General features: G+C 54.5%; 11 protein-coding genes. 9 read left to right on the top strand and 2 right to left on the bottom strand.

From position 1 onward, the window contains the following. The first annotated feature begins 489 nt into the window (after window positions 1-489). Together ACG0Z5_RS06485 and ACG0Z5_RS06480 are read left to right on the top strand one after the other, a co-directional pair. Complete coding sequence (locus tag ACG0Z5_RS06485; protein WP_394446195.1) at window positions 490-1,107, top strand: trimeric intracellular cation channel family protein; 618 nt, start codon at window positions 490-492, stop codon at window positions 1,105-1,107. Between the two features lie 138 nt (window positions 1,108-1,245). Continuing rightward, window positions 1,246-2,898 carry a phosphoethanolamine transferase gene (locus ACG0Z5_RS06480; protein WP_394446194.1) on the top strand — a complete coding sequence of 551 codons (1,653 nt, stop codon included), beginning with the start codon at window positions 1,246-1,248 and terminating at the stop codon, window positions 2,896-2,898. Here ACG0Z5_RS06480 and ligB read toward each other — a convergent pair. After that, window positions 2,895-4,568 (bottom strand): NAD-dependent DNA ligase LigB, encoded by a 1,674-nt coding sequence (gene ligB / locus ACG0Z5_RS06475; RefSeq protein WP_394446193.1) that lies wholly within the window; start codon window positions 4,566-4,568, stop codon window positions 2,895-2,897. The two genes, ACG0Z5_RS06480 and ligB, sit on opposite strands and share 4 nt — an antisense overlap. A gap of 254 nt (window positions 4,569-4,822) precedes the next feature. Between ligB and gmk the strand changes: the two genes are divergently transcribed. The 7 genes from gmk (at window position 4,823) to fpr (ending at window position 12,589) form a co-directional block, all read left to right on the top strand. Further along, the gene (gene gmk / locus ACG0Z5_RS06470) at window positions 4,823-5,446 is read left to right on the top strand and encodes a guanylate kinase (RefSeq protein ID WP_394446191.1); all 624 of its coding nucleotides are present in this window, start codon (window positions 4,823-4,825) and stop codon (window positions 5,444-5,446) included. A 53-nt stretch (window positions 5,447-5,499) separates the two neighbouring features. Next, a complete protein-coding gene (gene rpoZ / locus ACG0Z5_RS06465; RefSeq protein WP_110510340.1) occupies window positions 5,500-5,775 on the top strand; it encodes a DNA-directed RNA polymerase subunit omega in 276 nt (91 codons plus the stop codon). A 19-nt stretch (window positions 5,776-5,794) separates the two neighbouring features. Then, the gene (spoT, locus tag ACG0Z5_RS06460) at window positions 5,795-7,912 is read left to right on the top strand and encodes a bifunctional GTP diphosphokinase/guanosine-3',5'-bis pyrophosphate 3'-pyrophosphohydrolase (RefSeq protein WP_394446189.1); all 2,118 of its coding nucleotides are present in this window, start codon (window positions 5,795-5,797) and stop codon (window positions 7,910-7,912) included. A 4-nt stretch (window positions 7,913-7,916) separates the two neighbouring features. Then, window positions 7,917-8,606 carry a tRNA (guanosine(18)-2'-O)-methyltransferase TrmH gene (gene trmH / locus ACG0Z5_RS06455; protein ID WP_394446187.1) on the top strand — a complete coding sequence of 230 codons (690 nt, stop codon included), beginning with the start codon at window positions 7,917-7,919 and terminating at the stop codon, window positions 8,604-8,606. Window positions 8,607-8,609: 3 nt separating this feature from the next. Next, window positions 8,610-10,691 carry an ATP-dependent DNA helicase RecG gene (gene recG, locus ACG0Z5_RS06450; protein WP_394446186.1) on the top strand — a complete coding sequence of 694 codons (2,082 nt, stop codon included), beginning with the start codon at window positions 8,610-8,612 and terminating at the stop codon, window positions 10,689-10,691. 45 nt (window positions 10,692-10,736) lie between these two features. Continuing rightward, window positions 10,737-11,747, top strand: coding sequence for a class II fructose-bisphosphatase (glpX, locus tag ACG0Z5_RS06445; RefSeq protein ID WP_394446185.1), 1,011 nt, complete (start codon window positions 10,737-10,739; stop codon window positions 11,745-11,747). 95 nt (window positions 11,748-11,842) lie between these two features. Next, on the top strand, window positions 11,843-12,589 hold the full coding sequence (gene fpr, locus ACG0Z5_RS06440; protein ID WP_394446183.1) for a ferredoxin--NADP(+) reductase: 747 nt from the start codon (window positions 11,843-11,845) through the stop codon (window positions 12,587-12,589). Here the strand turns inward: fpr and ACG0Z5_RS06435 are convergent, their stop codons facing one another. After that, window positions 12,590-13,009, bottom strand: a complete 420-nt coding sequence (locus ACG0Z5_RS06435; RefSeq protein ID WP_394446181.1) for a DUF805 domain-containing protein — start codon at window positions 13,007-13,009, stop codon at window positions 12,590-12,592. Window positions 13,010-13,072 lie beyond the last annotated feature (63 nt).

The raw sequence follows: 13,072 nt of genomic DNA, 5'->3' as shown, positions 1-13,072 counted from the left end.
ACATTTTCATACAGAATGGCAAGGAGGAGGCCCTACAGAGCCCTCTCTTAAAGTTGCAAAATGTAAAGTATGCCAACAATCCGCACTTGTTACTTCATCTTACTGAACCGATTTCCCCAACTGCAATGAACACTTTCTTTTCTTGTGTACTTAAGGGTGTACTTAACGAAAAAACAGATTATAAAAAACACAATAAGATCAACACATTCATACAATCACTCAATATTCAGATTCAATCGAATAAGCGCCTGGAAGCCCGGCTCTTCGGGCTTCTTCTCACCCCACGCTCGTCACCGTAAATCCCACGCTACACACAACTTATATGACATACTTTTTCTAATCCATAATTGAACACCCATTCCGCCAACCCTTCACGCATAAGCAACATTGAATAAGAAAAACTAATCCATTCTGATTTGCCTTAGAAAATCTCAATCGTGATGCAGCGCACAAATCGCTAATCTGCCTCGACACAGTTCGGGGGCGACCATGCTGCTACACATTCTCTATCTTATCGGTATCACTGCGGAAGCAATGACAGGCGCGCTGGCGGCGGGTCGTCGTCGGATGGATACCTTTGGCGTCATTATTATTGCCACCGCGACAGCGCTGGGTGGCGGTTCAGTGCGCGATATTCTGCTCGGGCACTATCCGCTGGGCTGGGTGAAGCACCCGGAATATGTGGTTATCGTGGCGGTTGCCGCGGTGCTGACCACCATCGTGGCACCCGTGATGCCACATCTTCGCAAATTGTTCCTGGTGCTGGATGCCCTGGGTCTGGTGGTATTTTCCATTATCGGGGCGCAAATTGCCCTCGACATGGGTGAAGGCCCCATTATTGCCACCATCGCGGCGGTCATCACCGGTGTCTTTGGCGGCGTGCTGCGCGATATGTTCTGTAAACGCATTCCACTGGTATTTCAGAAAGAGCTGTATGCCGGCGTCTCGTTTGCCTCAGCGGTGCTGTATATCGCCCTGCAGCACTACGTCAGTAGCCATGACGTGGTAGTGATCGCCACGCTATTCTTTGGCTTTACGATGCGCATGTTAGCCCTGCGGCTTAAGCTTGGACTGCCTGTTTTTCATTACACGCACAATTCACATTAATTTTTACCCAAAATATGGGGCACATGCTCTGCCTGGTGATTAATTTACGGTGAAAAACACACATCCCGCACAGCGAAATTTTGAAAAAGCGGATACAATAGCGACAATTTTTTAAGTCCAATTTACGTTAAGTCTCTTATGTCGTTTATTAGTGCATCGCTACCTATTCTTAAAAAGAATCTTAGCCAGTATTTTATCCTGGCGTTTCTTTTTTCCATGCTGATTCAGATCTGGCCTGCAGCCGTCACGCTGCCGTTCAGGTTCGTGATCCGCATTGCGATTTGTAACGCACTTTTGCTGCTGTCAGCCGCTGCGGTCTACCGCTACTTTGTTGGGAAATTATTCTCTCTGCTGCTGACCATCGCCTTAACCTTCAATTTTGCGATTTCATTTTGTACCTGGCGCATATACCAAAGCGAATTCAGTAGCGTTTTCGCTATGAGTATTTTGACCACGCACTTCAGTGAAGTGACCAGTATGTCTGGGCTTTTTACCTATTACATACCAATCATTGCGCTCTATTTCATCATGACACTGCTGGCCATTCGTTATCTGGCTGAAAATACCTCCACCACGACTCAACGCGTGGGGATGAGCTTGTTAGTGGTGTTTTTTGTCTGGTACACCTCAGCATGCTGGTTGAAGCAGCGTAAAGATCTGGAAGTTTATTACCCGTTAAGCTCTCGAGTTTTGGCTAATACCCCATTTTATGTAGGGTCGGAATTTATTATTGCGGTGCGTGACAGTAAACTCGCCGAGCAAATTTATAAGGCCGATCTTCACTATCCCGCATTAACCGCAAGTGATACCGGCATCGAGAACTATGTTGTTATCGTGGGTGAATCTGCCCGCCGCAGTAACATGCAGCTCTATGGTTTCGGCCTGGATACCACCCCCGTTGCGTCCGCCTTTCGTCATAACGCGCTGGTCTTCAAGCACGCGATTGCGCCTGCATCGGCAACGGTGTTGGCTGTTCCGATGATCCTCAGCAAAGCAGATCCTGACAATTTCACTGCCAATGAACTGGCCGATAATATTCTTCGCGTTGCCAATGAAGCAGGTTTTTACACCGAGTGGATCAGTGCCCAGGGTAATTCCGGGAAAAGTAATAATTATGTGGTAGCGATTGCTTCACTGAGCCAAAAGGCACAGTGGATCAGCACTAACTATGACGAAGAGCTTCTTCCTGCGCTGGATAAAGCCCTGACGGTTGCGGGCCGCAAACTGATTGTTTTGCATATCAATGGCAGCCATGAAATGGCCTGTATTCGCTATCCAGCCTCTGCGGACTATTTCCATACCCAAGATAAATATGAAGATTGTTATAATAACGCTATTCGTTATACCGACCACGTTATTGGGGAAGTCGTCAAACGACTTAACAACAGTGCCTCGGCGCTGCTCTATTTCTCCGATCATGGTTTAGAGAAAAACCCAAGTCTTGAATCACACTATATGCACGGTTCTCGTAATCCGAGTAAGGAAGCCTATGATGTGCCCCAATTTATCTGGTACAGCCCGTCAGCTCTTGCCAACAAACCGCGTCGACTTGGTACAGTGGAAGAACGCTACTCCACTGCGCATAACTATGAATTGATGCTCAGTTTGATGGGCATTTCTACGGGAGTCTCTCACTGCGAATCCCCTCTTGAAGCCTGTTATAAACCAGAGACATCATTCCCGGTGATGGATGGTGGTCGTCATATTTTCGATTATGACGATCTGCGTGACACCTTCGGTTCGCCAGAGAAAAATACACGTTTTCGCAAAGTAGGGAAAAACTCCCTTTAAAAACCCTCAATGTGATAACCCGCAAGCCACCGCGCCAACGCCTTAACCTGCGAATCCGCCAGCCAGCGCCTCAATTGGCTGGCTTTGGTTTTTCCGATCATCGGCAGTTTTTGCCAGTCTTCTGTTTGTATCTCCACAAGCTGCGCCCAGCCTTGCACCCGCAGGTTCAATAGCGTTTTTTGATTGAGTGGAATACCCATCGCCAGCAGCCAATGAGTAAAAGGTTGCTGCTTCGCCAGATTAAATTGATGCCAGAGCATTCGCGCTTTACCTGCCGACACGCCTGGCGTTTGGCGCAGTTGCGCTTCATCCAGCGCCAGCCATGAAAACAGGTGTTCGAAATGATGTGCCTGAGACAGTGCCAGCCAACTCGCTTCGCCCACACCGTCAATGTGCAGCCGTTGAGCCGCCCATACCAGCCGCGCCAAAAACTGTGGCTGGCACTCAGGTGAGGACCAAAAGCAGGTCAGCTCATTAACGTTTCCAGCCGGTGGTGTGGGCTTAATGCGCTGAACGGTGCGCCAGGCAACGCTATCAATACGCGGGATGCCTTGCCCGGCGAGGCTGATATTCAGTCGATCGCCGAGGGCAATATCCCACTCCTGCCAGCGCCGAAGTGACCCGATATTCACCCGGCGAACCTGTTTATCATCCAGCATAACGGGCTCAAGCCGAGCCACCACGGCCACTTTACCGGTGCGCCCCACACCAAACTCAATGGCTTTCACCTCGGCGATTTGTGTTGCTGGCGGATATTTCCAGGCTGCCACCCAGGTGCCTTCTCCCGGTTGCCAGTGCCGCCCATCGGGCTCTTTTGCCGAACGCAGTACAACGCCGTCGGTGGCAAAAGGCAGCGGCGAAGAGAACCAGCGCTGGCGTTGGGCGGCCACCTCTGAAACGGTCTTCACGGGAAGAGAGTATTCCGCCACCAGAGCAAAACCGGCCTCATGCAGGCACGCCAGCCGCTGGAGCATCTCCTCAGGGCCATCCGGCCAGCCCCAGATAAACACGGCCAAGTCAGAGAGCAGGCCAGAGTCGGTCTTACGGAGCATGGCACCCGCGACTTTTGAACGGGCGTTTATCCCCCCCTTTTGCCGTTGGATGTGTCCGGCTTGTCGAAGAAAAAGCTCCCCCTGCAGCACGCTGTTGGCCAACCTGCCCTGGAGTTTTTTGGGGATCGCTGGAATTTGAAGCACCTTCGCCGTCCAGTCCTCTCCGGCCAGGCCATCTCCCCGACTGATCGCCTGCACCAGTTCGCCGCTACGATAAACGAGAGTCATTGCCACACCGTCAACTTTGGGCTGGATCCATAAGTCTGTTTTATCGTGCATCCAAAGGGCGACAGCCTGGTTGTCTTTCAGCTTACGCACGCCGGTGTGCGCCACAGGATGAGCGAGAGCGCCTTTCAGCGCAGGTATTTCGGGGATTTCGACTGCTTTATCAAAGCATCGACGCCACTGTGTTAACTGGGCGCTGAGCTGATCGAATTCATCATCACTCACCTCACTAATCCCCGACAGCCAGTAAGCTTCATTCCACTCGTCTATTTGCCGCTGCAGACGGGTAATCTCCTGTGTGGCCCTGTCCGCAGACCAGTCGGGGCAAGCCGCCTGGGCGGAACACGCCAATGCCGCCAATACCACCATCACTATTCCTCTTATCCCTGTCATGTCTCTTCTCCTGCCTAAGTACGGCTGGTTGTAACGCGACCACAATCTGCTGGCGAGGCGGGCTTTACGGGTTTGCGCAGAGGATTCAGAGAAACATGCGTTGTTGCTGCAACAGGCAGAAAAATCAGGAAAGCAGTGCGCAAAAGTAAAGAAACTCACGCAAAAAGTGTGACAAAGACTACGTCACGCAGCGGCGACGTGTATAATAGGCTCGTATGTAGACTTTCTTTCGACTCAACATACACAAGACTCTCATGGCTCAAGGCACGCTTTATATTGTTTCTGCCCCTAGTGGCGCGGGTAAATCCAGCCTGATTCAGGCATTACTGAAAACCCAACCGTTATACGACACCCAGGTTTCTGTTTCACACACCACGCGCGCGCCGCGTCCGGGTGAAGTTCACGGTGAGCATTATTTCTTTGTGGATCACGCCGAATTCAAAGCGATGATTGGCAGAGATGCGTTTCTTGAGCACGCAGAAGTTTTTGGTAACTATTACGGTACTTCGCGTGAAACCATCGAGCAGGTTCTGAAATCCGGCGTCGATGTGTTCCTTGATATCGACTGGCAGGGCGCGCAGCAAATCCGCAAAGCCATGCCGGAATCGCGCAGTATCTTTATTCTGCCGCCGTCGAAAGACGAACTCGATCGCCGTCTGCGCGGTCGTGGTCAGGATAGCGAAGAAGTGATCGCCAAACGTATGGCGCAGGCCGTGGCGGAAATGAGCCACTACGCCGAATATAACTACCTGATTGTGAACGATGATTTTGATACCGCCTTGGGCGACTTGAAAACCATCATTCGTGCTGAACGTCTGCGCATGAGCCGCCAAAAACAGCGCCATGACGCTTTAATCAGCAAACTATTGGCAGACTGAACCCACATTCAGTATCATGCCCAGTCATTTCGTCATCTGTGGAGCTTTGAAATATGGCACGCGTAACTGTTCAGGACGCTGTAGAAAAAATTGGTAACCGTTTTGACCTGGTGCTGGTCGCCGCGCGTCGCGCTCGTCAGATGCAGACAGGCGGTAAAGATCCGCTGGTACCGGAAGAGAACGACAAAACTACCGTAATCGCGCTGCGCGAAATCGAAGAAGGTCTGATCAACAACCAGATCCTCGACGTTCGTGATCGCCAGGAGCAGCAAGAGCAGGAAGCCGCAGAACTGCAGGCCGTAACCGCCATTGCTGAAGGTCGTCGTTAATTAACCCTGCGGGTCGCCCTTGTATCTGTTTGAGAGCCTGAATCAGCTGATTCAAACTTACCTGCCAGAAGACCAGATTAAGCGTCTTCAGCAGGCCTATCTCGTCGCACGTGATGCTCACGAGGGACAGACACGTTCAAGCGGTGAACCCTATATCACCCATCCGGTAGCCGTCGCCTGCATTCTGGCCGAGATGAAACTCGACTATGAAACGCTGATGGCCGCGCTACTGCATGACGTGATTGAAGATACTCCCGCCACCTACCAGGATATGGAACAGCTGTTTGGTAAAAGCGTTGCCGAACTGGTAGAAGGGGTGTCGAAGCTTGATAAGCTCAAATTCCGCGATAAGAAAGAGGCGCAAGCCGAAAACTTCCGCAAGATGATTATGGCGATGGTGCAGGATATCCGCGTCATACTCATCAAACTCGCCGACCGTACTCACAACATGCGCACTCTGGGCTCTCTTCGTCCGGATAAACGTCGCCGCATCGCCCGCGAAACGCTGGAAATCTACAGCCCGCTGGCGCACCGATTAGGTATCCATCACATCAAAACCGAGCTTGAAGAGCTGGGCTTTGAAGCGCTGTACCCGAACCGCTATCGCGTCATTAAAGAAGTGGTTAAAGCGGCACGCGGTAACCGTAAAGAGATGATTCAAAAAATCCTTTCGGAAATCGATGGGCGTTTACAGGAAGCGGGTATTCCATGTCGCGTCAGCGGCCGGGAAAAACATCTTTACTCCATCTACTGCAAAATGGTGCTCAAAGAGCAGCGTTTTCACTCGATCATGGATATCTACGCCTTCCGCGTGATCGTGCATGATTTCGACACCTGCTATCGCGTTCTGGGGCAGATGCACAGCCTGTACAAACCGCGTCCGGGCCGGGTGAAAGACTATATCGCCATTCCGAAAGCGAACGGATATCAGTCCTTGCATACTTCCATGATTGGCCCGCACGGCGTGCCGGTTGAGGTGCAGATCCGCACCGAAGACATGGACATGATGGCAGAGATGGGTGTTGCCGCTCACTGGGCGTACAAAGAGAACGGCGAAAGCAGTACCACCGCGCAAATCCGTGCCCAGCGCTGGATGCAAAGCCTGCTGGAACTACAGCAGAGCGCCGGTAGCTCGTTTGAATTTATCGAGAGCGTAAAATCTGATCTCTTCCCGGATGAGATTTATGTTTTCACCCCGGAAGGCCGCATTGTCGAACTGCCTGCTGGCGCTACGCCGGTCGATTTCGCCTATGCGGTGCATACCGATATCGGTCATGCCTGCGTGGGCGCACGCGTCGACAGGCAGCCGTATCCTCTGTCGCAGCCGCTAACCAGCGGGCAGACGGTGGAGATAATTACCGCACCGGGCGCTCGTCCGAACGCCGCGTGGCTGAACTTTGTTGTCAGCTCTAAAGCACGCGCCAGAATTCGTCAGTTGCTGAAAAACCTGAAACGTGATGACTCCGTCAGCCTTGGCCGTCGCCTGCTGAACCATGCGCTCGGCGGCAGCCGCAAGCTGGCAGAAATTCCGCAAGAAAATATTCATCGCGAACTGGTCCGTATGAAGCTGCCGACGCTCGACGATCTGCTGGCCGAAATTGGTCTGGGCAACGCCATGAGCGTGGTGGTCGCGAAAAATCTTCAGCAGGGTGAAGCGGGTGCGGCACAGCTGCAGCCTACGCCAACCGGCCACGGACATCTGCCGATTAAAGGCGCCGATGGCGTGCTGATCACCTTCGCCAAGTGCTGTCGTCCTATTCCAGGCGATCCGATCATCGCCCACGTCAGCCCGGGCAAAGGGCTGGTTATCCACCACGAGTCGTGCCGAAATATTCGCGGTTACCAGAAAGAACCGGAAAAATTCATGGCCGTGGAGTGGGATAAAGAGACCGAACAGGAATTTATCACCGAAATTAAGGTGGATATGTTCAACCATCAGGGTGCGCTGGCGAATCTCACCGCCGCGATCAACACCGCCTCATCCAATATTCAGAGCCTGAATACGGAAGAGAAAGATGGTCGCGTCTACAGCGCCTTCATTCGTCTGACGGCACGCGATCGCGTCCATCTGGCCAACATTATGCGCAAAATTCGCGTTATGCCGGATGTGATTAAAGTTACCCGTAACCGAAACTAGTGCAATGAATACACAGCGTTATGCGCGTATATGTGAGATGCTCGCCAGGCGTCAGCCTGATCTGACGGTCTGCATGGAGCAGGTTCATAAGCCTCATAATGTCTCCGCGATTATCCGCACGGCCGATGCCGTTGGCGTGCATGAAGTCCACGCCGTCTGGCCGGGCAATCGCATGCGCACCATGGCCTCTGCCGCTGCAGGCAGTAACAGTTGGGTGCAGGTTAAAACCCATCCAACCATTGGCGATGCGGTGAGCGTGCTGAAAAGCCGTGGCATGCAAATCCTTGCAACTCATCTCTCTGATAACGCTGTCGATTTTCGTGAAATCGACTACACGCGTCCGACCTGCATTCTGATGGGTCAGGAAAAAACCGGCATTACTCAGGAAGCCTTAGATCTCGCCGACCAGGACATCATCATCCCGATGACCGGGATGGTGCAGTCGTTGAACGTCTCCGTGGCCTCGGCGCTTATCCTCTACGAAGCCCAGCGACAACGGCAAAATGCCGGTATGTATCAGCGCGAAAACAGCGTGCTGGCGGATGACGAGCAGCAGCGGTTGCTGTTCGAGGGCGGTTATCCCGTTCTGGCGCACGTCGCAAAACGCAAAAAGCTACCCTATCCGCACGTCAATGACCGTGGTGAAATCGAGGCCGATGCAACCTGGTGGGCCACCATGCAGGCGGCGAAGTAAGCCATGAAAGGCCGTCTGCTGGATGCCGTCCCGCTCAGTGCATTAACGGGCGTTGGCGCAGCGCAAACCAGCAAACTGGCGAAAATCGGCCTGCATAACGTGCAGGACTTGCTTCTGCACCTGCCGCTACGTTACGAAGATCGCACCCAGCTTTACCCCATTAATGACCTGCTGCCTGGCATCTACGCCACGGTGGAAGGCGAAGTCCTCAACAGCAATATCACCTTCGGCGGTCGCCGAATGATGACCTGCCAGATCAGCGACGGCACCGGCATCCTCACCATGCGCTTTTTCAACTTCAACGCGGCGATGAAAAACAGTCTCGCCACCGGCCGCCGTGTGTTGGCCTACGGGGAAGCCAAGCGCGGGAAATACGGCGCGGAGATGATCCATCCGGAATACCGCGTGCAGGGCGATTTGAGCGAGCCAGAGTTGCAGGAAACGCTGACGCCGGTCTATCCGACCACCGAAGGCGTTCGTCAGGCCACGCTGCGCAAGCTCACCGACCAGGCGCTGGATTTGCTCGACACCTGCGCCATTACCGAACTGCTGCCGCCGGAACTGGCGCAAGGGTTGATGAGCCTGCCGGAAGCGTTACGCACGCTGCACCGCCCCCCGCCGTCGTTACAGCTGACGGATCTAGAAAGTGGTCAACACCCGGCACAGCGCCGCCTGATCATGGAAGAGTTGCTGGCCCATAACCTCAGCATGCTGGCGCTTCGCGCGGGTGCCCAGCGCTATCACGCAGAATCACTCCCGGCGAAAGACGAACTGAAAAACGGCCTGCTTGCCGCCCTGCCGTTTAAGCCAACCGCCGCACAGGCGCGGGTCGTGGCTGAAATCGAAAAAGACCTGGCGCAGGATATCCCGATGATGCGCCTGGTTCAGGGCGATGTCGGCTCGGGGAAAACGCTGGTTGCCGCTCTGGCCGCCCTGCGGGCTATCGCTCACGGCAAACAGGTGGGGTTGATGGCGCCGACCGAGCTACTGGCTGAGCAGCATGCCAATAACTTCCGCAGCTGGTTTGCGCCGTTGGGCATTGAAGTGGGCTGGCTGGCGGGCAAGCAGAAAGGCAAAGCGCGGCTGGCGCAGCAGGAAGCTATTGCCAGCGGTCAGGTGCAAATGGTGGTCGGTACCCATGCCATTTTCCAGGAACAGGTGCAGTTTAATGGCCTGGCGCTGGTTATCATTGATGAACAGCACCGCTTCGGCGTCCACCAGCGTCTGGCGCTGTGGGAGAAAGGTCAGCAGCAGGGCTTCCATCCTCATCAGCTGATCATGACCGCGACACCTATCCCGCGCACCCTGGCGATGACCGCCTACGCCGATCTCGACACCTCGGTTATTGACGAGCTGCCGCCGGGCCGTACCCCGGTGACCACCGTGGCCATTGGCGATACGCGGCGACATGAAATTATCGAGCGTGTTCGCCACGCCTGTATGCACGAAGGTCGTCAGGCCTATTGGGTCTGCACCCTGATTGAAGAGTCCGATTTACTGGAAGCGCAGGCGGCAGAAGCAACTTGGGAAGAGCTGAAAATCGCGCTACCGGAACTGAATATCGGTCTGGTGCATGGTCGTATGAAACCCGCTGAGAAGCAGGCCGTGATGCAGGCCTTCAAGCAGGGTGAACTCCATTTACTGATCGCCACCACGGTGATTGAAGTCGGGGTGGACGTGCCCAACGCCAGCTTGATGATTATAGAAAACCCAGAGCGTCTGGGCCTGGCGCAGCTCCACCAGCTACGCGGGCGCGTAGGCCGTGGCGCGGTCGCCTCACACTGTGTACTACTCTATAAAGCACCGCTGTCAAAAACGGCGCAAAAACGCTTACAGGTCTTGCGCGACAGCAACGACGGCTTTGTGATTGCACAAAAAGACCTCGAGATCCGTGGCCCGGGCGAATTGCTCGGCACTCGCCAGACCGGTGCAGCCGAATTTAAAGTGGCCGATTTGCTGCGCGATCAGGCGATGATCCCCGACATTCAACGCATCGCGCGCCATATTCATGAAAGATATCCCGAGCAGGCGCAGGCGTTAATCGAACGCTGGATGCCGGAAACCGAACGATATTCCAACGCGTAGCCGTCAGCGCTGCGTGCCATTTTTAGCTTCCACAATGAGTATGTTATGAGACGAGAACTTGCCATCGAATTTTCGCGTGTGACCGAAGCCGCCGCGCTTGCGGGTTATAAATGGCTGGGCCGGGGTGATAAAAACACCGCCGACGGTGCCGCGGTGAACGCCATGCGCATCATGCTCAACAAGGTCAATATCGACGGCACAATCGTGATTGGCGAAGGTGAAATCGACGAAGCCCCGATGCTGTTTATCGGCGAGCAGGTCGGGACCGGCCAGGGCGACGCGGTGGATATCGCGGTCGATCCGATTGAAGGCACCCGCATGACCGCCATGGGCCAAGCCAACGCGCTGGCGGTACTGGCGGTCGGCGACAAAGGCTGCTTCCTCAACGCGCCGGACATGTACATGGAAAAACTGATTGTCGGCCCGGGCGCGAAAGGCGCCATCGACCTCAATTTGTCGCTGGAAGAGAACCTGCGTAACGTCGCAAAAGCGCTGGATAAACCGCTGTCAGAACTCACGGTGACCATTCTGGCCAAGCCGCGCCATGACCAGGTGATTGCTGACATGCAGAAACTCGGTGTGCGGGTATTCGCTATTCCCGATGGCGATGTGGCGGCCTCGATTCTCACCTGTATGCCGGACAGCGAAGTGGACGTGCTGTATGGAATTGGCGGCGCGCCGGAAGGCGTGGTGTCGGCAGCGGTGATCCGCGCGCTTGATGGCGATATGCATGGCCGTTTGCTGGCCCGTCACGATGTCAAAGGCGACACGCCAGAGAACCGTCGTATCGGCGAAAACGAACTGGAACGCTGCGCCGCGATGGGCATTGAAGCCGGTAAAGTTCTGCGTCTCGACGAAATGGCCCGCAGCGATAACGTCATTTTCTCCGCCACCGGGATAACCAAAGGCGACCTGCTGGACGGGATCACTCGCAAGGGCAATATCGCCACCACCGAAACCCTGATGATTCGTGGTAAATCGCGCACCATCCGCCGCATTCAGTCGATTCACTATCTCGATCGCAAAGATCCCGAAATCCAGCGTCACATTCTCTGATTCATTTGATCAATAGAGCTTTCAGGCCCTTTGGGGCTGGAAATCTTTCCTCCGGGTGGCGAAGATAGGACTATCAAAGTAACGAGGAGACTAACATGGCGGATTGGGTCACAGGCAAAGTTACCAAAATCGAGAACTGGACAGATGCCCTGTTCAGCCTCACCGTTCATGCCCCCGTTCACCCCTTCACGGCCGGACAGTTCACCAAGCTGGGGCTGGAAATTGACGGCGAGCGCGTTCAGCGCGCCTATTCCTACGTCAACGCCCCGAGCAATCCCGACCTCGAGTTTTATCTGGTTACCGTCCCGGAAGGTAAGCTCAGCCCACGGCTGGCGGCGCTGAAACCCGGCGATGAAGTCCAGCTGGTCAGCGAAGCGGCAGGGTTCTTTGTGCTGGATGAAGTCCCGGACTGCGAGACCCTGTGGATGCTGGCGACCGGTACCGCGCTGGGGCCGTATCTCTCGATTTTGCAGGAAGGCAAAGATTTAGCGCGTTTCAAAAATCTGGTGCTGGTACACGCCGTGCGTTATGCCGCCGATTTAAGCTATCTGCCGCTGATGCTGGAGCTGCAACAGCGCTATGAGGGCAAACTGCGGATTCAAACCGTGGTGAGCCGTGAAGCTGTGCCTGGCTCGCTTACGGGCCGCGTTCCGGCGCTGATTGAAAGCGGCGCGCTGGAAGCCGCAACGGGCCTGACGATGACCGCTGAAAACAGCCATGTCATGTTGTGCGGCAACCCGCAGATGGTGCGCGACACCCAGCAGTTGCTAAAAGAGTCCCGGCAGATGACCAAACATTTGCGCCGCCGACCGGGCCATATGACCGCCGAGCACTACTGGTGATCAGCGGTATTTAACGTCCAGCGTCTCTTTCCCGTACTTATTTTCACCCTGGGTGCCAACAAACGCGCCCAGGTCAATCAGCATCATCACGATGATCAGAGTGGGAATAAAGCGGCCCACGCCCCACTGCCAGACGCCCGGCAGCATCGCCCAGTTCCCGGCGAGCAGCATCCACGCCAGGATCATCAGCAACGCCCAGATGCCTGATTTACCGCGATCGTGCAGACGTTTGACGGTCACCGCCGCAGTCGGCCACAGCAGACACACCAGCGCAAACGCGGCAGTTTGCAGATTCAGCCAGCCGCCCCCGGCCAGGGTGAACAGCACAATCATCGCCAGCACCCAAATGCCAATCCAAATCCAGAAGTCACGGCGTCCAATACGCCCATTAATCGAAAATAACCACTGCTGTAGGGTCATGGAAAAATCCTTATCATCGTAATGGGGCGTAGTTTACCCTGAAGTGGTCTCTTTTTGACAAGC

It is taken from the genome of Scandinavium sp. M-37, from assembly GCF_043558715.1.
GTDB classification, from domain to species: Bacteria; Pseudomonadota; Gammaproteobacteria; order Enterobacterales; family Enterobacteriaceae; genus Scandinavium; species Scandinavium vulneris_A.
The sequence above is the reverse complement of the archived record's forward strand: the minus strand, read 5'-3'. Positions and strand labels throughout refer to the sequence as shown.

What these genes read in the sequence shown, in the direction of transcription:
- ACG0Z5_RS06485 (WP_394446195.1), top strand. Translation starts at nt 490, where the DNA reads ATGCTGCTACACATTCTCTATCTTATCGGTATCACTGCGGAAGCAATG.
- ACG0Z5_RS06480 (WP_394446194.1), top strand. Translation starts at nt 1,246, where the DNA reads ATGTCGTTTATTAGTGCATCGCTACCTATTCTTAAAAAGAATCTTAGC.
- ligB (WP_394446193.1), bottom strand. Translation starts at nt 4,568, where the DNA reads ATGACAGGGATAAGAGGAATAGTGATGGTGGTATTGGCGGCATTGGCG.
- gmk (WP_394446191.1), top strand. Translation starts at nt 4,823, where the DNA reads ATGGCTCAAGGCACGCTTTATATTGTTTCTGCCCCTAGTGGCGCGGGT.
- rpoZ (WP_110510340.1), top strand. Translation starts at nt 5,500, where the DNA reads ATGGCACGCGTAACTGTTCAGGACGCTGTAGAAAAAATTGGTAACCGT.
- trmH (WP_394446187.1), top strand. Translation starts at nt 7,917, where the DNA reads ATGAATACACAGCGTTATGCGCGTATATGTGAGATGCTCGCCAGGCGT.
- recG (WP_394446186.1), top strand. Translation starts at nt 8,610, where the DNA reads ATGAAAGGCCGTCTGCTGGATGCCGTCCCGCTCAGTGCATTAACGGGC.
- glpX (WP_394446185.1), top strand. Translation starts at nt 10,737, where the DNA reads ATGAGACGAGAACTTGCCATCGAATTTTCGCGTGTGACCGAAGCCGCC.
- fpr (WP_394446183.1), top strand. Translation starts at nt 11,843, where the DNA reads ATGGCGGATTGGGTCACAGGCAAAGTTACCAAAATCGAGAACTGGACA.
- ACG0Z5_RS06435 (WP_394446181.1), bottom strand. Translation starts at nt 13,009, where the DNA reads ATGACCCTACAGCAGTGGTTATTTTCGATTAATGGGCGTATTGGACGC.